A 22,013-nucleotide genomic window follows, 5' to 3' on the forward strand; every position below is an offset into this window, starting at 1 on the left:
CAAGCGGATACGGTCGCATCGTGGATCCGATCACCAACCCCTATGCCCCAGGCGCCGGCCAGCGTCCGCCCGAGCTCGCCGGCCGCGACGAGCAGCTGACCCGATTCGACGTCGTGCTCAAGCGCATCGTCAGCGGGCGGCCCGAGCGCTCACTCGTCCTCACCGGACTGCGCGGGGTCGGCAAGACCGTGCTGCTCAACCAGCTGCGATCGGCAGCCGTGCGGGCCAAGTGGGGCACGGGCAAGCTCGAGGCCCGGCCCGAGCTGGGGCTGCGCCGGCCGCTGTCCAGCGCCCTCCACCAGGCGGTGCGCGAGCTCGGGCACACGCAGGAGGAGGAGGTCGAGCACGTGCTCGGCGTCATCAAGTCCTTCGCCCAGCGTGACGCCAAGCCCGGCACCAAGCTGCGCGAGGTGTGGAACCCCGGCATCGACGCGCCGCCCATCAAGGGCCGCGCCGACTCCGGTGACATCGAGATCGACCTCGTGGAGCTCTTCACCGACGTCGGCGGCCTTGCGGCCGACCTCGGGCGCGGCGTCGCCGTCTTCATCGACGAGATGCAGGACCTCGGGCCGGAGGACATCTCCGCGATCTGCGCGGCGTGCCACGAGATGAGTCAGTCGGGTCTGCCGCTCATCGTCGTCGGAGCCGGCCTGCCGCACCTCCCGGCAGTGCTGTCGGCGAGCAAGTCCTACAGCGAGCGCCTCTTCCGCTACCAGCGCATCGACCGGCTGGCCCGCGAGGAGGCCGACCGGGCACTCTCCGCCCCGGCGGCCGACGAGCTGGCCGAGTACGAGCGGGAGGCGCTCGACGCGCTCTACATCGCGACCGGCGGCTACCCGTACTTCATCCAGGCCTATGGCAAGGCGGTCTGGGACCAGGCCCCACAGTCGCCGATCCGCGCCGAGGACGTGCGCGTCGCCTCACCCGAGGCCGAGTCGGAGCTCGCGGTTGGCTTCTTCGGCTCCCGCTACGAGCGGGCGACGCCCGGCGAGCGGGAGTACCTGCGGGCGATGGCCGACGTGGCCGCCGACATCGCGGCGAAGGGAGAGGAGTCGCTCGACGACATCGAGTCCGTCCTCACCTCCGAGGTCGCACGAGTCCTCGACAAGAAGCCGCAGTCCCTCTCCCCCGCGCGGGACGCGTTGCTGAAGAAGGGGTTGATCTACTCCGCCGAGCGGGGCCGGATCGCCTTCACGGTTCCGCACTTCGGGCGGTACCTGCGCGAGCAGACCTGAGCGTGCCCGTGCGCTGACAAGACGCATCCCAGATCGGGATGCACTGCGGTACCATGGGGCCCATGAGCACCCAGATCGCCGTCCGCCTTCCCGACGAGATGGTCGAGTTCCTCGACCGCTCCGTCGCGAGGGGCGAGGCACCCAGCCGCGCAGCACTGGTGACGTCTGCGCTGGAGCGAGAGATGCGCCGCCTGGCGGCTGAGCATGACGTTGCCGTCCTCACCGAGCGTGGCACGGCGGACGATCTCGACGTCGTGGTCGAGTGGACCGCTGCCCACGTCGCCGTCGGGGACTGAGGTCGTGCGAGAGATCTGCCTGGTGCGTCTGGACAAGACCCGGCCAGCGCTCGTGCTGACCCGTGAGACCGCCCGCGGGGCGATGACCAAGGTGACTGTCGCGCCCATCACGACGACCGCCAAGGGGCTGTCGAGCGAGATGCGAGTCGGCCGGGCCAACGGCCTCGATGCCGAGTGCGCCGTGGCTCTGGACAACGTCGTCACCGTCCCGGTGGAGCTGCTCGGGCGCACCGTCGGTTATCTGTCGAGCACACAAGAGGCCGAGCTCGCACGCGCTGTGGTCATGGCCTACGACCTGGAGCTGCCGCTGACAGGATGACGCGCATGCGAGCCGTGGTCATCGACGCCGTCCGAGCCCAGCCCGAGGTCAGGGAGGTGGCTCCCCCCTTCGCCCCCGAGGGTGGGGTGGTCGTGCAGGTGATGGCGACCGGGATGTGCCGCAGCGACTGGCACGCATGGGCCGGGCACGACGACATCGCGTGGCCGCACGTCCCCGGCCACGAGCTCGCGGGGATAGTGACCGGGGTCGGCGGCGGGGTCGAGCGATGGCAGGTCGGCGATCGAGTCACCGTCCCCTTCGCCTGCGGGTGCGGACGCTGTGAGTGGTGCGCGGCCGGCGAGGCGCAGGTCTGCCCCGATCAGGAGCAGCCCGGCTTCACGCACTGGGGCTCCTTCGCCGAGCAGGTCGCGCTGCACGGGGCCGACACCAACCTCGTGGCCCTCCCCGACGGCGTCGACTTCGCCACCGCGGCGAGCCTCGGCTGCCGCTTCGCCACGGCCTACCGGGCACTCGTCGCCCGCGCCCGCCTGACGAAGGGAGAGTGGGTCACCGTCGTCGGGGCCGGCGGGGTCGGGCTGAGTGCGGTGATGATCTCCCGGGCGCTGGGTGCTCGGGTCATCGCGGTCGACCGCAACCCCGAGGCCCTAGCTCTTGCAACGGATCTCGGCGCCGAACACGTGCTGGTCGCGGATGGTCGCGACCTCGACGCGGAGGTGGCTGCCCTGACGGGCGGCGGCACCCACGTGGCAGTCGACGCGGTCGGCAGCGAGCAGACCTGCGCCGACGCGATCCACAGCCTGCGCCGTCGCGGACGGCACGTGCAGATCGGTCTGCTGCCACCGATCGACGGTCACCCCCGGGTCCCGATGGCGCGGGTCATCGGGTGGGAGCTCGACCTGCTCGGCAGCCACGGCATGGCCGCCGTCGACTACCCGGGGATGCTCGCGCTCATCGAGTCCGGCGCCCTGCAGCCGCAGCGACTCGTCGAGCGGACGATCGGGCTGGACGAGGCGGCCACGCTGCTGCCCGTCTTCGACCAGGCGACCGTCGCCGGGATGACGATCATCGACCCGGTGCGCTGAGCCCCCTTCGTCCTGCCCCGGACCCTTGTCGTGCGGTGGTCGGGGCCCTACTCTCGGCCAAAGCCCTCAGTGTGGAGGGCTCTCGTGATGGAGACGCCATGTCCGACGCCACCACTCTCTGCGAAGCCTTCCAGCAGACCCTGACCGTCGAGCCGGACGCCGTGGCGCTGCGCACCGCAGGCGATGCCGTCACGGTCACGTGGGCCGAGTACGGCGACCACGTGCGGGCCGTCGCCGCAGGTCTGGCCGCCCTCGGCTACCAGCACGGGGACACCCTCGGCATCATGCTCACCAATCGACCCGAGTTCGCCTGGGTCGACGCCGGGGCGATGCACCTGGGGATGACCCCCTTCTCGATCTACAACACGTCGGCGCCGGAGCAGGTCGAGTACCTCTTCGGCAACGCGGGCAACCGGATCGCCGTCACCGAGACCGCCCTGCTGCCCGCGATCCTCGGGTCCGGGGTGGCCCTCGACCACCTCATCGTCATCGACGGGAAGCCCGAGGGCGCCACCCACACGCTCGCCGAGCTCGAGGGCCTGGGGTCTGACGACTTCGACTTCGAGGCGGCATGGCGTGCGGTGCAGCCGGACGACGTCCTCACGCTGATCTACACCTCGGGCACGACCGGACCGCCGAAGGGGGTCCAGCTCACCCACCGCAACCTGCTGGCCGTGCTCCACGGTGCGGAGGGCGTCATCGAGGTGCGCTTCGGGGACAGGATCACCTCCTTCCTCCCGGCCGCCCACATCGCCGACCGGGCGTCGGCGCAGTACTTCGGACTGGCGAGGGGGGTCCAGATCAGCTATATCGCCGACCCGAAGGCGATCGCCTCCGCGCTGCCCGACGCCCGCCCCACGATCTGGTTTGCCGTGCCCCGCGTGTGGGAGAAGATCAAGATGGGCGTCGAGGCCAAGGTCGCCGCGGCCGAGAGCCCGGTGAAGAAGAAGCTCGGGACCTGGGCCCTGGCGATGGCCGACAAGCAGGGCGCCGCACTGCTGGCCGGGGAGCCGCTCCGCGGCAAGGACGCCGCGCAGTACCGGCTCGCGGACAAGCTCGTCCTGAGCAAGGTCCGAAGCGCCCTCGGGCTGGACGAGCTGCGCTGGGCCTGGTCGGGTGCCGCGGCGATCGCGCCCGAGACGTTGTCCTTCTTCATGGGTCTGGGCATCGACGTCTGCGAGATCTGGGGCATGTCGGAGATCGCGGGGGCGGGGACGATCAACCCGCCCGGGCGGGCCAAGGTGGGGACGGTGGGCCCTGCACTGCCCGGCTTCGAGATGAAGATCGCCGACGACGGTGAGCTGCTCTTCCGCGGGGACTGCGTCATGCCCGGCTATCGCGGTGACCCGGACAAGACCGCAGAGGCCATCGACTCCGACGGCTGGCTGCACACCGGTGACGTCGGCACGATCGACGCGGACGGCTACCTGACGATCACCGACCGCAAGAAGGAGCTGATCATCAGCGCCGCGGGCAAGAACATGTCGCCGTCCAACATCGAGAACACCCTCAAGGTGACCACGCCACTCGCGGCCACGATCGTCGTCGTGGGCGATGCCCGCCCCTACAACGTCGCGCTCGTGACCCTGGACCCGGACGCCGCGGCCGTCTTCGCGGAGCGGGCCGGCGTCGCAGCGGACCCGGCGGTCCTCGCGGAGCACCCCGCGCTGATCGCCGAGATCGACAAGGGCATCACGGCAGGCAACGCCAAGCTCTCCCACGTCGAGCAGGTCAAGAAGTTTGCGGTCCTCCCCGAGTACTGGGCGCCGGGCAGCGACGTGCTCACGCCGACCCTCAAGGTGCGCCGCAAGCCGATCAGCGATCGCTACTCAGCCGAGATCGAGGCGCTCTACCGGGGCTGATCAGGTCAGCCGGCTCGCGCTTCGATCACGTGCGAGATCGGGGTTGAGCTGTGCCGCGGCTTCGGCCAGGGAGGACGTGCTCCGGCCACCACGGCCCGGCGCCGGGCGCGCATGCCTGTGGGCCGGTCCGTGAGGGCCGGCTGCGGGGCGGGTGCGCTAGACGTGCCAGGTGACGCCGCGGGGGGTGATGGTGCAGGTCAGGTCGAGGGCGTGGACCTTGGTGTGGTGGCGCTCGCACAGCAGCGCGGAGCGTCCGATGTCGGTGCTGCCGCCCAGGGACCAGTAGTCGACGTGGTGCGCGTCTGACCAGTGGGCGGGCATGGTGCACCCGGGATAGGTGCAGCCTCCGTCGCGCAGATAGAGGGCACGTTTTTGGCCTGGTGTGAAGTAGCGGGCCGCGCGGCCCAGCTCCAGGGGCTCGGTGTCGGTCCCCAGCAGCGCGGGCACGATCTGGGCCTGGCAGGCCAGCTTGCGCACCGAGGCCGGCGAGAGGACCTGACCGGTGGCGGTGACGCCACCTGCGTGGCCCGTGGCCGGTGTGCCGCACCCGCCCGGTCGCCCCGACAGGTCCGACCGGTCGAAGGCAGCCGCCTGGCCGGGGGGCGAGAGGGCCTGCCCCAGCGGGCCGACGGGGAGGTCTTGCCCGCAGGCTCCACAGCGCCCGTGCGTCAGGTCGGCGGTCAGGGCCTGGAGGCTGATCGTCACGATGACCTGGGCCTTGTCGCTCTTGGGCGCCTCGCCCGGCGAGGACACCCCGCGCCCGATGATCGCCAGCAACGCGTCCGCTCGCCGGCGGGCCGGGGTGCGCTCATCGAGCTCACCGCCTGGTCCCTTGACCGGGGCGGACAACGCCGCCAGCGCGGCGTCGATGATCGCGGCGCCCTCGGGGTCCATGTCCACCCGGTAACGCGTCATCCCGCACGCACCGGCGGACTTGGTCAGTGACCGGGACGCCTTCAGGGCATCGTCCTCCTCGCGCAGGTCCTTGTCCGGGCGCAACATCCGCCCGGTCATCGTGATCGCCGCCGCCAGCTTCTTCTCGTCCAACCCCGACACCCGAGTGCGCGAGCGTGCGTCCGGGCCGGTGGCGACGACCTCGTCACGAGCGTGGCCGAGCAGGATCCCCAGGTCCTCCTCCAGCAGCTGCGGGTCAGCGACCCGGCGCACCGACTCCTCGAACCGCACCAGCTGATCGGTCTTGCCCAACGGCAGATCCCCAGCAGCGAAAGCTGCAAGGACGGCCGGCACCCCGGCGGGCCCCTGCCCGCCACCCGCGTCTGCCGCGTCAGACGCGTCTGACGTGGACGTGTCCTTGGCTGCTGCGCCAGTCGGCGCGGGATCGCTCAACGAGCTCCCCGAAGCCCGCAGACCGGCCTTGGCCACCCGCACCACCGACGCCGCGTGCCTCACCTCTGGACGAGGCGCACGGCGCCCTTCGCAGACCCCCACCCAGTCCACCGGCGACCACGACGACTCACCAGGCAGACCCCGGGAGATGCCCTCACGCGTCAGAGCGACCTCCGCCGCCTGCGTGAGCTGACGCAACCGACCCACCAACGCCAACGCCTCACCGACATCACTGTCGGGGGCCTGCCACACACTGGAGGAGTCACTCATCAACAGGCCACGCAACGCGTCACGCAACCCCGGGAGAACTCCCGGATCGTGAAACCGCACCGTCGCCTCTGACATACCTCGATCATATTTTCGACCCCCGACACTGATGATGGAATCAGGGTCCGAGGGGTCGTGACTCACCCTCCGACTGGCGCCCTGTTGGGTTGCCTTCCAGTTGATCTGTCCGGCCCCTCGGGCTCGCCGCCGGCCGGGGCGGTCATGACCTGATAAGAGCTTGGCAGTTCCTCACCAGTGTCCTGTCTGACCGCCCACGGCCGACGTCACCCAGTCGACGACAGCCGAGAAGGGCGCTTCCAGCATGACAGCAGCAGCACCGACATACCCAGACCACGAAGCCGTGGAGGAGGTCGTCGGCGGCATCGACACCCACGCCGACACCATCCACGTGGCCGTGGTGACCGTTGTAGGGCGCGATGTCGCCGACGAAGAATTCCTCACCACGCTCGCCGGGTACCGCGCAGCGACCGACTTCCTTCAGGCCCATGGCGTGATCGAGCGTGTCGGGATCGAGGGCACCAGCTCCTACGGGGCAGGCATCGCCCGGGCCTGCGCCGCGGCCGGTATGGACGTGCGGGAAGTCCTGCGACCCGACAAGACCGTGCGCCGCAAACAAGGCAAGTCCGACCCCATCGACGCCTACCACGCAGCCCGCGCCGTGCTGTCGGGGCGATCGACCTCGGCGCCCAAGGACGAGAAGATCCTCGGTCTGCGCGCCCTGCACACCGCGCGACGCTCAGCCGTCAAGGCCCGCACCGCGACGATCCACCAGATCCAACAACTCCTGATCACCGCCCCCGACGGCATCCGGGAGAAGTACCGCGACCTGAACAACGCTCGACTGGTCGAGACACTCGCTCGCTGTCGCCCCAACCGGGATGACCTGGTCGGTGGCGCCGTGCTGCGAGCGATGAAAGACCTCGCCGCCCGCCACGCCTTCTTGGACGAGCAGGCCAGCGACCTCGAAGCCGACATCACGGCCATCGTCCGCACGCTCAACCCCGGCCTGCTCGGCGCCCACGGCGTCGGCCCGGACACCGCAGCACAACTGCTGATCACCGCCGGGGGCAACCCCGAACGCCTCAGCCACGAGGCGTCGTTCGCCGCGCTGTGTGGGACTGCGCCCGTACCCGCGTCCTCGGGCAAAACCAACCGCTACCGGCTGTCGCGAGGAGGAGACCGCGCGGCCAACAGCGCACTACACCGCATCGCTCTGGTGCGCATGGTCAGCCACGCCCAGACCCGCGGCTACGTCCAGCGACAACGCGACAAAGGCCGCTCCAGCAAGGAGATCCTGCGCCGCCTCAAGCGAGCCATCGCCCGCGAGATCTTCAAATACCTCACCCGGACCATCACCGTGCCCGCCATCGACGACCTACGACCGATGAGACAGGCCAAGAACATCACCTTGACCAGCGCCGCCCAACACTTCGGCGTCTGGCCCGCACGCATCTCCACCCTCGAACGAGGCACCAGACGAGACGACGACCTCGCCAACGCCTACCGCGCCTGGCTCACCGCCGCTTGACAATCAATAGGAGCATCAACGCTCCGCGACCCACTTCAGCTGGGGACAAGCCCCCTTCGGCTGGGAAGGATGTGGACGAGTGGCTTCGAGACGCCCGCTACGCGGACTCCTCAGCCAGCGGAGGCGGGCACGAAGCGGGGGCGCACGCCGGTGAGCTCCTCGGAGATCTCCCACAGACGACGCATCGCCTCCGGGTCCCGCGAGCCCGAGGACGAACCCACGGCAACCGGGCGACCCCGCGTCTCCCCGGGCCCACTCGGCCCGTAGAACGCACTGCCGACCGCCGTCGGGTCGGTGGCGGCACGCAGGGTGGGCAGGGCCCCCTTCGCCGCGCTCTGGCCGGTCACCCAGGTGCCGGCAGCGATGAACGGTCGCACGGGGAGAGGCAGGTAGCGGGCCAAGGACGTCCGCGAGAGACCGGGGTGCGCCGCGACCGCGATGGTCTGCGCGCGCGCCTCCGCCAGTCGTCGCTGCAGCTCGTGGGTGAAGAGCAGGTTGGTCAGCTTGGACCGGCCGTAGGCGCCCATCGAGTCGTATCCACGCTCGGCCTGCAGGTTGTCGAAGTCCAGCACCCCGCCACCCCACCGGTGGGCCAAGCTCGTCACCGTGACCACCCGGGAGCCGGGCGTCACGAGCAGCCGGTCGAGCAGCAGCCCGGTCAGCGCGAAGTGCCCCAGGTGGTTGGTGCCCACCTGCAGCTCGAAACCGTCCTGCGTCACGCCCCGAGGCGTCATCATCAGCCCCGCGTTGTTGACCAGCAGGTCGATCCGCTCGTGCCGTCCACGGATCTCGTCCGCCGCCTCACGCACCGACTCCAGCGAGGCCAGATCCAGACGCACGACCTCGGCGCCGGGCAGCGACGAGGTGACCTGCTCTCCCTTCGACATGTCACGGCAGGCGAGGACCACGGCGGCTCCGCGCGCGGACAGCTCCCGTGCGGTCACGGCTCCCAGCCCTGAGTTGGCACCGGTGATCACCACGGTGCGTCCGCTCTGGTCGGGCATGCTGTCCAGGGACCAGGTGCTGCGGGTGCGTGTCATGGGGCAACCCTGCCACCGTCCTTCGAGACGGTTGCTTCGCAACCGCCCACGCGGAGCGTGGGGCCCACTCAGGACTCGGGATCGCGAGAACGCCTTGGTGCCCACGGTGACGACAAAGGCCGATGAGGTCACACCTGGCCCACCCCGCTCGTCAGATCAGTGACAGCATCGACACGGGAGGTAGGGCCATGGACACCGCAGCGCAGACCGAGGACTTCGAGCAGGAGCGACCACGGCTCGTCGGGCTCGCCGCCCGCATCCTCGGCGACCACGCCGAGGCGGAGGACATCGTGCAGCAGGCCTGGCTGCGGCTGCACGGCACGGACACCGACATCGAGTCGCTGCCCGCGTGGCTGACCACCGTCACGACCCGGCTGTGCCTCGACCGCCTCAAGTCGCGAACCCCTCTGCCGCACAGCGAGATCGAGCCCGAGGAGGCCGCACCGGACATCGCCGACGACATCGTCCTGGCCGACACCGTCGGCGTCGCCCTCCAGGCCGTCATCGAGCGGCTCACCCCCGGCGAGCGCGCCGCCTTCGTGCTGCACGACAGCTTCGGCTTCGACTTCGCCACCATCGCCGCGATCCTCGACACCACCCCGGCCGCGGCCCGCAAGCTCGCCTCGCGCGCACGGGGCAAGGTGCGGACTCGGTCCCTTCGAGGCTCGGCCGCGGACGGCCTCGCACCTCAGGGAGCGGGGACACATGACTGGGAGATCGTCGACGCCTTCATGGCGGCCGCCCGAGAGGGCGACTTCGACTCCCTTCTCTCGCTGCTCGCTCCGGATGCCGCGATCACCGCGGACGCCGCCGCCATCGCCACCGGCACCCCCGAGCGGATCGACGGCCGGCAGCAGATCGCCGAGTTCTTCAACGGCAGCGCACACTCGGCCCTCGCCGTGCTCGTCGACGAGCGACCTGCCGCCGCGTGGTTCCTCAAGGGCGAGGCCAAGGTGCTCTTCGACTTCACCCTCGAGGACGGTCTGGTGCAGGGCATCACCTTCCGCGCCGACCCCGAGCTGCTCGCCCGGGTCACCCGTCGCACCGACACCCGACGCGGCTGAGCGTCACATCCGCACCTCCCCGCTCGTCAACACTGCACAGACACACCCGTACAGGAGACTCGACATGAAGACCATGACCTGCCGACAGCTCGGCGGCCCCTGCGACCTCGCCCACCAGGGCGAGAGCGCCGACGACGTCATCAACGCCCAGGACCAGCACCTCAAGGCGATGGAGAAGGAGGGCGACGCGGCCCACCAGCCCGCCCGCAACGAGATGAAGAAGCGCTGGTTGCGCCCGCGCAAGGCGCTGGGTTGGTACAACGCGACCAAGGCGACCTTCGCGGACCTGCCGCAGGACTGAGCTCCACCCACCCAGCGACGAAGGGAGGGCCCCGCGCCCTCCCTTCGTCAGCCGCTCTGCGATCCCCGTCGCACTCCCCGAGCGAGCTGGCGGTCGGACCGGCTACTGTCGGGTCACTTGTCCACCAACGGCGGTGCTGCGGGATCCCTGTGCCGCCCGGGAGGTCCCCGCCATGCACCCCAGTCGTCGCTCCCTCCTCGCTGGTGCCGGTGGCGCCGCGGCCCTCGCCGCGTTGCCCGCGAGCGCCTCGGCCCTGTCCCTGCCGGGCATCCCGGTCCCGGATCTCACGGACCCGCTGGACGCGCTGGACTCGACGGGCGCCCTGAGCGTCGCGGACCGAACGGCCGCGATCGCCCACAAGGCGGCCGTCCCCGAGATCTTCCGGGCGCCCCAGCAGGTCGCCTCGCACACCGACGTCATCGTCATCGGGACCGGATTCGGCGCCAGCGTCAGCGCGCTGCGTCTGGGCCAGGCCGGTGCCCGCGTCGCGATGCTCGAGCGTGGCTCCCGCTGGCCGCGCGACCCGTGGCGCCGCATCCACGCTGCTGACACCGCACTCGACGGTCGAGGCGTGTGGCACAAGCGCAGCATCAAGGACCTGCTCGGACTCGCACACCCGGTCGACAAGTTCGGCGGGGTCCTCGACGACACGATCTACGAGCACCTGCGCGTGTGGCGCGGGGCAGCGGTCGGCGGTGGCTCCATCGTCTTCACCGGCGTGCTCCTCGAGCCGCCCAAGGAGTACTTCGAGCACCTCTTCGGCGGCACCGTCAGCCAGCGCGAGATGCACGAGAAGTGGTACCCCAAGGCGCGCACGATGCTCAACGCCTCGCCGATGCCGGACGACATCTACCAGGCTCCCCCCTTCGGCCACTCCCGACGGTGGGACAAGCACGCCCGCACGGCCGGCTACGAGATCGAGCAGCTGGACGGCATCTGGGACTGGGAGGTCGTGCGCAAGGAGCTGCAGGGGCGCTCGCGCCGCTCGGCGACGATCGGCGAGAGCAACTACGGCAACGCCAACGGCGCCAAGTGGGACCTCACCCTCAACTACCTGCCCGCCGCCGAGGCCACGGGCAAGGTCACGGTCCACCACTGGCACGTCGTCGACCGCATCGGCCAGGACAGCCGAGGTCGCTACACCGTCGACCTGCACATCGTCGACCCCACGGGACGGGTCCTGCAGGAGCGGACCCTCACCTGCGACCGGCTCGTCCTCGGGGCCGGCAGCGTCGGCACCTCCGAGCTGCTCGTGCGCGCCAAGGCGGAGGGCACCCTCCGCAATCTCGACGACTCCGTCGGCGAGGGCTTCGGCACCAACGGCGACGCGGCGATGGCCCAGTTCCTGGGCACGTCGCAGGGTCTTGCCCAGGGCTCGCCCTCCGCATCGACGATCCTCGACCGGTCCGGAGACATCCCTGCCCGGATGGAGAGCTGGTACACGCTCGGGCTGCAGGTCAACGCCGGCATCCTCGGCTCGCTCGGCATGGCGATGGACCCGGCCCGGGCGCGCTTCGTCTACAGCGCCGCCAAGGACCGCGTCATCCTCGACTGGCCCAAGGACGGCAACAAGGCCGCAGAGGACGCGCTGCGCGCCATGCAGGACAAGGTCGCTGCGGCCAACGGCGTGGGGACCGGCGTCCCGGTCCTCGGCGTCCCGGACGTCGGGACGAGCTTCACCGCGCACCCGCTCGGCGGCGCGGTGATCGGCGAGGCCACCGACTCCTACGGCCGGGTCAAGGGCCACCGCGGTCTCTACGTCATGGACGGCGCGGCCATCCCCGGGAGCACGGGCACGGCCAACCCCTCACTGACCATCACCGCCCTGGCCGAGCGCAACATCGCCAAGGTCATCGCCGACGGACGGTAGGGACGCAGACAACACCCGGGACAAAGGGGTGACCACGCCAGCGTCGTAGTCTGGCCGGGCCGGGGCGCGATGCGCCCCGGCCCGTTGTCATCCACCCCCGGACGGATCCCCGTGAGCACCGCCATGCCTCCTGCCACCGACACCACGTCCCCCGAGATCTCCGTGCGGGCGGCACTGCGCTCCCCGCGGTTGCTGCGCACCGAGGTCCTCGGCGGGCTCGTCGTCGCGCTGGCCCTGATCCCCGAGGCGATCTCCTTCTCGATCATCGCCGGGGTGGACCCGCGGGTGGGGCTCTTCGCGTCCTTCACCATGGCGGTGTCGATCGCCTTCCTCGGCGGCCGACCGGCGATGATCTCGGCGGCCACGGGTGCCGTCGCGCTCGTCATCGCCCCGCTCATGCACGAGCACGGCTACGACTACCTCATCGCGACCGTCCTGCTCGCCGGTGTCATCCAGATCGCGCTCGGGCTGGCCGGCGCGGCGAGGCTGATGCGCTTCATCCCCCGCCAGGTGATGGTCGGCTTCGTCAACGCGCTGGCCATCCTCATCTTCATCGCGCAGATCCCCCATCTCGTCGACGTGCCGTGGCTCGTCTACCCGATGATCGTGGTCGGCATCGCGATCATCGTCCAGTTCCCCCGGCTCACGGCCGTCATCCCCGCGCCGCTCATCGCGATCGTCGCGCTCACCGCCTTCGTCCTGCTGGGCGGCATCAGCGTCCCGGACGTCGCCGACCAGGGACAGCTGCCCGACAGCCTGCCGGCGCTCTTCCTCCCCGACGTACCGCTCACCTGGCAGACCCTGCAGATCATCGGCCCCTACGCCCTGGCCATGGCCCTCGTCGGCCTGCTCGAGTCGCTGCTCACGGCCAAGCTCGTCGACGACATCACCGACACCCACTCCGACAAGACGCGCGAGGCCTGCGGCCAGGGCGCGGCCAATGTCATCACCGGGTTCTTCGGCGGCATGGGCGGCTGCGCGATGATCGGGCAGACGATGATCAACGTCAAGGCGTCGGGGGCGCGCACCCGGATCTCGACCTTCCTTGCCGGGGTCTTCCTGCTGGTCCTCGTCGTCGGCTTCGGCGACATCGTCGGCCTCATCCCGATGGCCGCGCTCGTCGCCGTGATGATCATGGTCTCCGTCGGCACCTTCGACTGGCACTCGATCCGCCCCGCCACCCTGCGCCGCATGCCGAAGTCCGAGACCACCGTCATGCTCGCCACCGTCGCCGTCACCGTGACGACCCACAACCTCGCGATCGGTGTCGTCGTCGGCGTGCTCGTGGCGATGGTCCTCTTCGCCCGCCGCGTCGCTCACCTCACGCAGACCCACCGCGAGATCGTGGAGGACGAAGGGGGCGTCACCGCCGTCTACCGCGTCACCGGTGAGCTCTTCTTCGCCTCGAGCAACGACCTCTACACGCAGTTCGACTACATCGGCGACCCGCCGCGGGTGCGCATCGACCTCACCGACAGCCACATCTGGGACGCCTCCACCGTCGCGGCGCTCGACGCGATCGTCACCAAGTACGAGCGCAAGGGCAAGAGCGTCGAGGTCACCGGGCTCAACGCGGCGAGCGCCGAGCGCCATGACCGGCTCAGCGGTGACCTCGGGATGCACTGATCCCGGCAGTCACGGACAAGGCGCGTCTCGTCACGCGCTGTGTCGTCGAGTCGCGCTGTGTCGTTGAGTCGCAGCGTGCGCGAGCACCATCAGCCCGGCGCCGACGAGGCTCCCCACCGCGTACCAGCCGATGTCCCGGGTGTCGAAGCCCGACCCGAGTAGCAGGCTCAGGGCGGGCAGCCGCGCCGGGACACCCGTCAGCTGGACCAGCTCGACGAGCACGCACGCGACGAAGGCCGTCCCGGCCACCGCGAGTGGCCGTCCCCGCTACACCAGCGAGATCGCGAAGCACGCCGCCATCGCGTAGAGCACGCTCCCCGCGGCGTCGGCCCAGGCCAGGTGTCGGACCAGCTGCACGGACAACCCGGCGAGGACGACGACGGCGAGGCACGAGGCGGAGACGACGCGGGGCACGGGCGCCATCCCACCCCAGCGACCTGAGCCCGACCTGAGGGCCAGCCGTGACAGGCTCGGTCCGTGCCCGGCCACACCGTCCTGCAGCTGCCCGCCCCCGCCCTCGAGGGCTGGGTGCGGGAGCGCCCCCGCCACTACGACGAGGCCTTCGTCTCGGCCGACCCCGACTTCGGCCATGCGCACATCACGGCACTGGCCCCCTTCGCCCCCTCACCGACAGCGGAGCAGCTGGCGACGATCGCCGGCATCGCGGCCGCCACTGCGCCGATCACGGTGCGGCTGAGCGAGATCGGCGAGTTCCCCGACGGGATCATCCACCTGCGGCCGGAGCCGGAGGGCCCCCTTCGCGCACTGACCGAGGCCCTCGTGGTGGCCTTCCCCGAGCACCCTCCCTACGAAGGGAGGTTCGGCCCGAGCCCGGTCCCGCACCTCACGCTCGACGCCGCCAGCGACGGGGTGGACGTCGGCTCCACGCGGGCGCTGCTCGCCGGCCTGGTGCCGGTGCCGTGCATGCTCACCGAGCTGCAGCTGGCCTGGTGGGAGAGCGGTCGCTGCCACGTCATGCAGCGGTGGCCGCTCAGGACAGCAGGCTGAGGCCCGGCCCCTCGAGGTCGGCCAGCGCCGCGGTGCGGCCCGAGATCACCAGGAGGAGGGCGAGCGCCGGTCCATGGACCTGGGGTCCGTCACCGATCGACAGCTCCATGTCGTCAGCGTGCAGCGTGACCCGCTCGGCCCGCTGACGACCGCCGCCCAGCCCCTCGGAGACGCGCGCCTGGTAGCGCAGGGCCCGCTCGATGCTCTCGGCGGCGTAGTCGTGCCAGATGCCGAGCGGCCGGCGGATGTCCTCACCGTGCACCACCTCCTCGACGAGCCGGCTGTCCACCGGCGCAGGCGGGCCGGTGCGGCGCGGGGCGACCTCACGCAGCCGGCTGAGCGTCTCGCGCGGCGTGGCGCCCTGGTTGCGCTGCACCCCCTGCTGGGTCTGCCGGTCGAAGTTGCCCCGCGCCCGTGCCATGTCGACCACGATGCCGAAGGGAGTGGTCCGCGCGTTGGCCACGAGGTGCGCCGCGACGTCGTGGACGCTCCAGCCCTCGCAGAGCGAGGGCTCGCGCCACTGCTCCTCGGTCAGGCGCTCGAGATCGTCGGCGAGCGCTGCCCGCTCGGCGTGGACCAGTTCCCAGACATCTCCCATGGGGTTCATGCTGCCACCCTTCGAGACGCTTGCTTCGCAAGCTCCTCAGGGAGCGGGGGGTGACAGCGGGCCTAGGGTGGCGAGCATGGCACCTGAGCAGAGCGAGTGGATGCGGATCGTCGCGGAGGACCCCCACCACTCCCAGTGGTACATCGACCGTTTCCGCGAGATGGCCGCGCGAGGCCATGACCTCGACGGCGAGGCCCGCCTCGTCGACGCGATGCTCCCGCGCAGGGCCCGGGTCCTCGACGCCGGCTGCGGTCCCGGCCGAGTCGGCGGCCGGCTGCACGAGCTCGGCCACGACGTCACCGGCGCCGACGTCGACCCCGCCCTCGTCGCCGCCGCGCAGGAGGACCACCCGGGTCCCCGCTGGGTCGTCAGCGACCTGTCCTCGCTCGACCTGCGCGACGACAACGGGGAGCGGACTCCCTTCGACCTCATCGTGTGCGCGGGCAATGTCATGACCTTCCTCGCGCCGAGCACCCGCGGGGATGTGCTGGCCGGCTTCGCCGACCACCTCGCGGAGGGAGGGCGCGCGGTCATCGGCTTCGGCGCGGACCGCGGCTATGCCTTCGACGATTTCCTCTCGGACGCGACCGAGGCGGGCCTGCACGAGCAGGTCCGCCTCGGTGGGTGGGCTCTGGAGCCCTGGACCCAGGACGCTGGCTTCATGCTCAGCATCCTGGGCCGCTGAGCGTCAGGCGGCGGGCCGCCCCTGCAGGACCCGCCAGGTGTAGGCGGTCGCGATGGACATCACCGGCGTGACGACCAGGAAGCCGATGCCGCAGGTGCAGATCGCCAGGATGCTCAGGCCGATCGCGACGAGCATCAGCAGGAGGTTCTCGCCCAGGTGGTCCTTGACGAAGGTGAAGCTCGCGCCGAGGGCGTCGGTGGCCGAGCGCCCCTCGAGGACCGCGTAGTTGGTGTAGTAGAGCAGGAACAGCACGATGATCCCGGGGATGATGCACAGGACGAACCCGATGGTCGTCGCGACCCACATGATCAGTCCGGCCAGGAGCGCCTGGCCCCACGGGATGCGGCTGAACATCGCACCGAAGGACGTGCGTCCGGTGTCGACGACGTCGAGCGCACCGCGCACCAGCGCCAGGCCGAGGGCCCACGAGACGAAGCCGGTGACGAAGCTGCTGGTGAGGCTGGCGATCTGCGTCTTGACGAAGTCGTCCGGCAGGCCCGTCGCCGGGTCGACCTCGCTGCCCGTGTTGAACGGATCTGGGCCTCATCGATGTACGCCTCGGTCACCTCCGGCTACACCTACGGCATCTCCGGACCGATCCACTACGGGCTGTGGGGCGCCCTGATGATCCTCTTCATCTACCCCTTCGGCCGGCGGATCCGCAAGGTCGCCCCCAACGCGCACACCCTCGCCGAGGTCATGCGCGCCCGGCACGGTCGCTCGAGCCAGCTGATGCTCGCGATCTCCAACGTCCTCGGCAGCGTCATCTCGCTGATGTCCAACTTCATCGCCGGTGGCGCGCTCATCGCGATGCTCTCCCCCCTGAGCTTCATCCAGGGCGTGATCATGATCGCGGCCGGCGTGCTGCTCTACACGGTCTGGTCCGGATTCCGCGCGTCCGTGCTCACCGACTTCGCGCAGGTCGTCGCCATGCTGCTCGCGGTGGTCATCCTCGTGCCGACCTTCTTCTTCCTCCTCGGTGGCCCCGACCTGCTGCGTGAGGGCGCCGGCAACCTCACGCCGCACCAGGCCGACTTCTTCTCCTCCGACGCCTTCCTGCGTCAGGGCGCCCCCTACATCGCGGCCGTCCTCGCCTATGCCATCGGCAACCAGACGATCGCGCAGCGGCTCTTCGCGGTGCGTGAGGACCTCATCAAGCCGACCTTCATCACGGCCACGATCGGCTATGGCGCCACCATCATCGGCATCGGCATGCTGGGCGTGCTCGCTCTCTACTCCGGCATCACCCCCGCGGGGGGCGACCCGAACAACCTGCTGCCGCAGCTGGCCGCGACCCACCTGGCGACCCCGCTGATCGTCGTCTTCTTCGTCATGATCATCGGCTCCCTGTCCTCGACGGCCGACTCCGACCTCGCTGCCCTGTCCTCGATCGTCATGACCGACATCTACGGCGAGCGGGCCCGCCGCGAGGGCCGGATCAACCCCAGGACGATGCTGCTCATCGGCCGTCTGACGATGGTGGTCGCCACCGTCGCCGCAGTGCTCTTCGCGGCGCTGGAGCTCAACATCCTCGACCTGCTCGTCTTCGTCGGAGCGATGTGGGGCTGCCTCGTCTTCCCCGTCATCGCCTCCTTCTACTGGACCCGGATCACCAACTCGGCCTTCACCGTCTCGGTGCTCGTCGCCTTCGCGATCTTCCTGCCGGTGCGCTTCTCCTGGCTGCCCCAGCACGGCGCCCTGGACCTCGTCATCGACGTGGTGGGCATCATCGGGGCCGGCATCGTCATCGGCCTGATGGCCTTCGGCTTCTTCGGTCCCAAGGTGGGCATGGTCGTCGGGACGCTCTTCGCGGTGGGGGTCGCCCCCTTCGCCATCGGGGTGATCTCGCAGTACCCGCCCCTCGCCGGATCGCTGATCGCCTACGCCGTCTCGACGATCGTCTGCATCGCCATGTCGCTGATGTCGCGACGAGAGCCCTTCGACTTCGACCTCATCGCCGCGCGGACCGCTGACTTCACCGACGACGAGCCGGACGTCGACCGCGACGGCGACCTCGCGCCCGCCCACTCCTGACCGGAAGGACCCCGCATGTCCATCACAGCACTGACCGTCTACGTCCTCATCTGGCCCGTCATCGTGGCCGTCATCCTCGCCGTCCTCTGCGTCGGCTTCCACAAGGAGTGGCGCGCGGCGAAGAAGGAAGGCCGCCGGATCATCTGATCGGCGGTGCCTGACGCCGTCAGCGGGTATGACGGCGTCATGCGGCACAGCAGCCCGGACGAGCCGGGGATCACCCGACGTCGGCGGGGGCGTGGCTTCAGCCACCACCTGCCCTCCGGCCGGCTCGTCGATGCGGCCACCCGCGAGCGCATCGACGCGCTGGCGGTGCCGCCCGCGTGGCGCGAGGTGTGGATCTGCACCGACCCCGCCGCGCACCTGCTGGCGACCGGCGTCGACGACGCCGGTCGCACCCAGTACCTCTACCACCCGCGGTGGCGGGCAGCCCGCGACCGCGAGAAGTTCGACCGCGTCCTCGAGCTCGCCCCGCTCCTGCCGCGGATGCGTCGCCGGCTGCGCACCGACCTGGGCGCTCGCGGCCCCACCCGGGACCGGGTCGCCGCGGCTGCCCTGTGGCTGCTCGACACGGGCCGGCTGCGGGTCGGGTCCACCGCCTACGAGGCGGACCACGGGACGCACGGGGTGACCACGCTGCTCACCGACCACGTGCACGACGCCGGGTCGGGCGTCGAGCTGGAGTTCCCGGCGAAGGGAGGGCAGCGCGCCCGCGTCGTCGTCACCGACGAGGACGTCGTGCGGACCCTGCGGGCGCTGCGTCGCGCAGGGCGCAGGGGCGAGCACCTGCTCCGGTGGCGCGACGGGTCGACCTGGCAGGACCTGGGCGCCGCTGCGGTCGGCGACCGCTTCCGCACACTCGTCGGCGACGCCCACACGGTCAAGGACCTGCGCACGTGGGCCGCCACGGTCACCGCGGCCGAGTCGCTGGCGGCCTCCTCGTGGGCGGGGGTCGAGGTCGAGGAGGCCGTGCGTCTCGCCGTGGAGGCAGCGGCCGACTCCCTCGGGGACACGGTCACCGTCGCCCGCGACAGCTATGTCGACCCGCGGCTGCTCGACGCCCACCGCGACGGGCGCAGCGTCCGACCCTGCCGCGGCGCGCCGCTGGACCACAGCGACGCGGTCCGACGACGCGTGGAGCGCGAGCTGGTGGAGCTGCTGACCGGCCGCGAGGTCCGCTGAGGGTCGCTGAGGGTCCGCTGACGCATGTCCGACCGCACCCGGGGTAGGTCATGGGCATGATCGAAGGGTGGCCTCTGGGCCTCGGCTGGCTGATCCTGCTGGTGCTCGTGGGCACCTTGGCGTGGTTCGTCCTGCGGAGGCAGCGATGAGCTCCCGCGAGTGGGCCAGGGCGCTCGCCGCGGGTCTCCTGACGGTGGCGCTGTCCGGCTGTGTCACCCCGGCGCTGGACTCGGGAGCCTTCCGGCAGAACGCGCGCGCGGCCGTGGGGTCGGGCCTGTCCGAGACGGCCACCGCGACCCTGACGGTCGAGATGGTCCTGCGCGACCGGGTCACGTCCACCGTCGCCGACACCAGTCTCAGCACCTGCGAGGACGCCATCGGTCCCATCGAGGACAGCTTCGGCAAGGTGCAGCCTCCGCACGGCGGGGACGACTCCCTTCGCACGGACGTCCTCGACACCCTGGGTGACGCCGACGACGCCATCGCCGATGCGCGGATCGCCGCCCGGCGTGATGACGCGAGCAGGCTGCGGCAGGCCCTGACCGATCTGCGGTCGGTGACCACGGACTTCGAGCAGCTCAAGCAGGACCTGGGATGAAGAAGGTCCTCGGTCTCCTCCTCGGTCTGCTCACCGCCATCGGGGGATTCGTCGACATCGGTGACATCGTCACGGCCGGCGTCGTCGGGTCCCGCTTCGGCCTGTCGCTCACTTGGGTCCTGGTCCTCGGCACCTTCAGCATCTGCGTCTTCGCGGAGATGAGCGGGCGGGTCGCCGCGGTGAGCGGGCGGCCCACCTTCGACCTCATCCGCGAGCGCTTCGGACCGCGCGTGGGGCTGCTCAACCTCATCGGCTCCATGGCCGTCACGCTGCTGACCTTCATCGCCGAGATCGGTGGCGTCGCCCTCGCGCTGCAGCTGGCGACGAGCGTCAACCCCTACCTGTGGATCCCGGTCGTCGCGGCCGCGCTCTGGTTGGTCTTCTGGCGGGTGAAGTTCTCCGCCCTGGAGAACACCTTCGGCCTCGGAGGCCTGGCGCTCATCGTCTTCGCGGTCGCGGTGTGGCAGCTCTCGCCGGACTGGTCGCAGCTGTGGCACGAGGCCTCCCGGGCCGCGATGCCGCAGCCGGAGGGCATCCCCACCTACTGGTACTACGCGATCGCCATCTTCGGCGCGACGATGACCCCCTACGAGGTCTTCTTCTTCTCCTCCGGCGGGGTCGAGGAGGGCTGGCGGCCCAAGGACATCCCGATGATGCGCGGCAACGTCCTCATCGGATTCCCCCTGGGCGCGCTGCTCTCGCTGGCCATCACGGCCTGCGCCGCCATCGTCTTCCTCCCCCTGTCCGTCGAGGTCGGCGAGCTGAGCCAGACGGTGCTGCCCGTCGGCATCGCCTTCGGCAAGATCGGCATCGCGATCGCGCTGCTCGGGCTCTTCGCCGCGACCTTCGGCGCTGCCTGCGAGACCGGGCTGTCGGTGGGCTACAGCGCCTGCCAGTACTTCGGCTGGCAGTGGGGCAAGTTCGTCGAGCCGATGCGGGCCACGCGCTTCCACACGATCCTGCTCCTGCTGTGCATCATCGGGCCCGGGGTGCTGCTGACGACGGTCGACCCGATCATGGTCACCGAGTACTCCGTGGTCTTCAGCGCGATCGCCCTGCCGCTGACCTACCTCCCGATCCTCATCGTGGCCAACGACCGCACGTACATGGGCGACCACGCCAACGGGTGGCTGGCCAACGTGCTCGGCACGGCCGTGCTCGTCCCGGTCCTCGTGGCCTCGGCGGCCGCGATCCCGCTGATGATCGTGACGAGGGTGGGGCAGTGACCATGGCCGACACGACCGGCGCGCGCACCTTCGACGGCAGCATCCTCATCCGCCTGCTCGACCATCAGATCGTCGACGGCGAGGGACGACTCATCGGCAAGGTCGACGACCTCGCGCTGCGCGAGGACGGGGACGAGCTCGTCGTCGAGTGGCTCATGGTGGGGCCGGCCGCGCTCGCTCCCCGCTATCCCGGTGTCCTGGGTCGGTGGGGGTGGGCCGTCTGGCGACGTCTCAACGACCCGGACGACCCGGGTGTCGTCATGGTCCCCGTGTCCGAGATCCAGGAGATCAGGTCCGACGTCGTGGTGGGCGAGGCCGCCCGTGACGCCCTGCTGGCGTCCTTCGGCCTCGAGAACTGGTTGCGCCGCAACCTGATCGGCCGCATCCCCGGGGCGAAGGGGGCCGACCACGTCAGCGGGGAGGACGTGGACCCGCCGTCGTGGGCCCGCACGGAGCGGCCGGACGTGCCCGAGCGCGCACGCGCGGGTGGGACGCACCGCCTGACCGAGCTGCTCGGCATGACGGTGCACCGCCACGACAGCACCCCGCGACACTGCATCACCGACCTGCATGGGCAGGGCACGCCGGACGGAGCGGGGATCCGGCTCACCAAGGTGCTCGTGGGTCCGCGGCTCGCGGGGTCGAAGCTCGGGTACTCGTCGGACGAGCAGGACGGTCCGCGGGCGATCAGCTGGATCATCGACCGGCTGCACCGCACCGCGCACTGGCACGAGTGGTCCGACCTGCGGTCCGTCTCGTGGGCGGAGGGGTACGTCGAGATGGACCCGCACGACGAGGGACGGTTGGGAGCGTCGGCCACCGGGTAACGCAGCCCTACCCGATGCCGAGGAGGC

23 protein-coding genes and 1 pseudogene are annotated in these 22,013 nt (G+C 70.7%); 18 read left to right on the forward strand and 6 right to left on the reverse strand.

The genetic code is table 11. The features are described from left to right. Positions 1–20: 20 nt before the first annotated feature. From EXU32_RS14660 to EXU32_RS14680, 5 genes are all read left to right on the forward strand, one after another. Positions 21–1,235 (forward strand): ATP-binding protein, encoded by a 1,215-nt coding sequence (locus EXU32_RS14660; protein ID WP_130630572.1) that lies wholly within the window; start codon positions 21–23, stop codon positions 1,233–1,235. A gap of 62 nt (positions 1,236–1,297) precedes the next feature. Beyond that, positions 1,298–1,531, forward strand: a complete 234-nt coding sequence (locus EXU32_RS14665) for a ribbon-helix-helix domain-containing protein (RefSeq protein ID WP_130630573.1) — start codon at positions 1,298–1,300, stop codon at positions 1,529–1,531. A gap of 4 nt (positions 1,532–1,535) precedes the next feature. Next, the gene (locus EXU32_RS14670) at positions 1,536–1,850 is read left to right on the forward strand and encodes a type II toxin-antitoxin system PemK/MazF family toxin (protein ID WP_130630574.1); all 315 of its coding nucleotides are present in this window, start codon (positions 1,536–1,538) and stop codon (positions 1,848–1,850) included. Positions 1,851–1,855: 5 nt separating this feature from the next. After that, positions 1,856–2,893 (forward strand): zinc-binding dehydrogenase, encoded by a 1,038-nt coding sequence (locus EXU32_RS14675; protein WP_130630575.1) that lies wholly within the window; start codon positions 1,856–1,858, stop codon positions 2,891–2,893. A 98-nt stretch (positions 2,894–2,991) separates the two neighbouring features. Beyond that, positions 2,992–4,755, forward strand: coding sequence for an AMP-binding protein (locus EXU32_RS14680; protein WP_130630576.1), 1,764 nt, complete (start codon positions 2,992–2,994; stop codon positions 4,753–4,755). A 156-nt stretch (positions 4,756–4,911) separates the two neighbouring features. Here EXU32_RS14680 and EXU32_RS14685 read toward each other — a convergent pair whose 3' ends face one another. Further along, positions 4,912–5,961: an HNH endonuclease signature motif containing protein gene (locus EXU32_RS14685; protein WP_242612803.1), complete on the reverse strand. Its 1,050-nt coding sequence runs from the start codon at positions 5,959–5,961 to the stop codon at positions 4,912–4,914. A gap of 730 nt (positions 5,962–6,691) precedes the next feature. Between EXU32_RS14685 and EXU32_RS14690 the strand changes: the two genes are divergently transcribed. Next, the gene (locus EXU32_RS14690) at positions 6,692–7,918 is read left to right on the forward strand and encodes an IS110 family transposase (RefSeq protein ID WP_130628815.1); all 1,227 of its coding nucleotides are present in this window, start codon (positions 6,692–6,694) and stop codon (positions 7,916–7,918) included. A 110-nt stretch (positions 7,919–8,028) separates the two neighbouring features. On the opposite strand, the gene EXU32_RS14695 is transcribed toward EXU32_RS14690, so the two are convergent. After that, positions 8,029–8,958 carry an oxidoreductase gene (locus EXU32_RS14695; protein ID WP_130630578.1) on the reverse strand — a complete coding sequence of 310 codons (930 nt, stop codon included), beginning with the start codon at positions 8,956–8,958 and terminating at the stop codon, positions 8,029–8,031. A 188-nt stretch (positions 8,959–9,146) separates the two neighbouring features. Here EXU32_RS14695 and EXU32_RS14700 point away from each other — a divergent pair, with 188 nt between their 5' ends. From EXU32_RS14700 to EXU32_RS14715, 4 genes are all read left to right on the forward strand, one after another. Continuing rightward, a complete protein-coding gene (locus EXU32_RS14700; RefSeq protein WP_130630579.1) occupies positions 9,147–10,022 on the forward strand; it encodes a sigma-70 family RNA polymerase sigma factor in 876 nt (291 codons plus the stop codon). A gap of 64 nt (positions 10,023–10,086) precedes the next feature. Continuing rightward, entirely contained in the window at positions 10,087–10,323 is a 237-nt protein-coding gene (locus tag EXU32_RS14705; protein ID WP_130630580.1) for a hypothetical protein, read from the forward strand. Between the two features lie 172 nt (positions 10,324–10,495). Beyond that, positions 10,496–12,193 (forward strand): GMC oxidoreductase, encoded by a 1,698-nt coding sequence (locus EXU32_RS14710; protein ID WP_130630581.1) that lies wholly within the window; start codon positions 10,496–10,498, stop codon positions 12,191–12,193. 123 nt (positions 12,194–12,316) lie between these two features. Next, on the forward strand, positions 12,317–13,819 hold the full coding sequence (locus tag EXU32_RS14715; RefSeq protein WP_130631222.1) for a SulP family inorganic anion transporter: 1,503 nt from the start codon (positions 12,317–12,319) through the stop codon (positions 13,817–13,819). A 30-nt stretch (positions 13,820–13,849) separates the two neighbouring features. On the opposite strand, the gene EXU32_RS14720 is transcribed toward EXU32_RS14715, so the two are convergent. Continuing rightward, complete coding sequence (locus tag EXU32_RS14720) at positions 13,850–14,068, reverse strand: DUF2809 domain-containing protein (RefSeq protein WP_130630582.1); 219 nt, start codon at positions 14,066–14,068, stop codon at positions 13,850–13,852. 18 nt (positions 14,069–14,086) lie between these two features. Further along, positions 14,087–14,233, reverse strand: coding sequence for a hypothetical protein (locus tag EXU32_RS17240; protein WP_165399699.1), 147 nt, complete (start codon positions 14,231–14,233; stop codon positions 14,087–14,089). Positions 14,234–14,296: 63 nt separating this feature from the next. Here EXU32_RS17240 and EXU32_RS14725 point away from each other — a divergent pair, with 63 nt between their 5' ends. Continuing rightward, positions 14,297–14,827, forward strand: a complete 531-nt coding sequence (locus EXU32_RS14725; protein ID WP_130630583.1) for a 2'-5' RNA ligase family protein — start codon at positions 14,297–14,299, stop codon at positions 14,825–14,827. On the opposite strand, the gene EXU32_RS14730 is transcribed toward EXU32_RS14725, so the two are convergent. Further along, positions 14,811–15,434: a maleylpyruvate isomerase family mycothiol-dependent enzyme gene (locus tag EXU32_RS14730; RefSeq protein ID WP_242612804.1), complete on the reverse strand. Its 624-nt coding sequence runs from the start codon at positions 15,432–15,434 to the stop codon at positions 14,811–14,813. The two genes, EXU32_RS14725 and EXU32_RS14730, sit on opposite strands and share 17 nt — an antisense overlap. A 76-nt stretch (positions 15,435–15,510) precedes the next feature. On the opposite strand from EXU32_RS14730, the gene EXU32_RS14735 reads away from it, so the two are divergent. After that, positions 15,511–16,119 carry a class I SAM-dependent methyltransferase gene (locus EXU32_RS14735; protein WP_130630584.1) on the forward strand — a complete coding sequence of 203 codons (609 nt, stop codon included), beginning with the start codon at positions 15,511–15,513 and terminating at the stop codon, positions 16,117–16,119. A 3-nt stretch (positions 16,120–16,122) separates the two neighbouring features. Here the strand turns inward: EXU32_RS14735 and EXU32_RS14740 are convergent, their stop codons facing one another. After that, positions 16,123–16,524, reverse strand: coding sequence for a hypothetical protein (locus EXU32_RS14740; RefSeq protein ID WP_130630585.1), 402 nt, complete (start codon positions 16,522–16,524; stop codon positions 16,123–16,125). 129 nt (positions 16,525–16,653) lie between these two features. On the opposite strand from EXU32_RS14740, the pseudogene EXU32_RS14745 reads away from it, so the two are divergent. The 6 genes and pseudogenes from EXU32_RS14745 to EXU32_RS14765 form a co-directional block, all read left to right on the forward strand. Next, a pseudogene (locus EXU32_RS14745) lies at positions 16,654–18,153 on the forward strand (sodium:solute symporter family transporter); the annotation flags it as partial. A gap of 15 nt (positions 18,154–18,168) precedes the next feature. Next, the gene (locus EXU32_RS17530; RefSeq protein WP_242612805.1) at positions 18,169–18,300 is read left to right on the forward strand and encodes a putative transporter small subunit; all 132 of its coding nucleotides are present in this window, start codon (positions 18,169–18,171) and stop codon (positions 18,298–18,300) included. A 6-nt stretch (positions 18,301–18,306) separates the two neighbouring features. Next, positions 18,307–19,335, forward strand: coding sequence for a DNA topoisomerase IB (locus EXU32_RS14750; protein ID WP_130630587.1), 1,029 nt, complete (start codon positions 18,307–18,309; stop codon positions 19,333–19,335). 145 nt (positions 19,336–19,480) lie between these two features. Then, complete coding sequence (locus EXU32_RS14755) at positions 19,481–19,933, forward strand: hypothetical protein (protein WP_130630588.1); 453 nt, start codon at positions 19,481–19,483, stop codon at positions 19,931–19,933. Then, a complete protein-coding gene (locus tag EXU32_RS14760; RefSeq protein WP_130630589.1) occupies positions 19,930–21,159 on the forward strand; it encodes an NRAMP family divalent metal transporter in 1,230 nt (409 codons plus the stop codon). Before EXU32_RS14755 ends, EXU32_RS14760 begins: the two co-directional genes overlap by 4 nt. Before the next feature lie 2 nt (positions 21,160–21,161). Beyond that, positions 21,162–21,986, forward strand: a complete 825-nt coding sequence (locus tag EXU32_RS14765) for a hypothetical protein (RefSeq protein WP_130630590.1) — start codon at positions 21,162–21,164, stop codon at positions 21,984–21,986. Positions 21,987–22,013 lie beyond the last annotated feature (27 nt).

This window comes from Janibacter limosus (assembly GCF_004295485.1).
GTDB classification, from domain to species: Bacteria; Actinomycetota; Actinomycetes; order Actinomycetales; family Dermatophilaceae; genus Janibacter; species Janibacter limosus_A.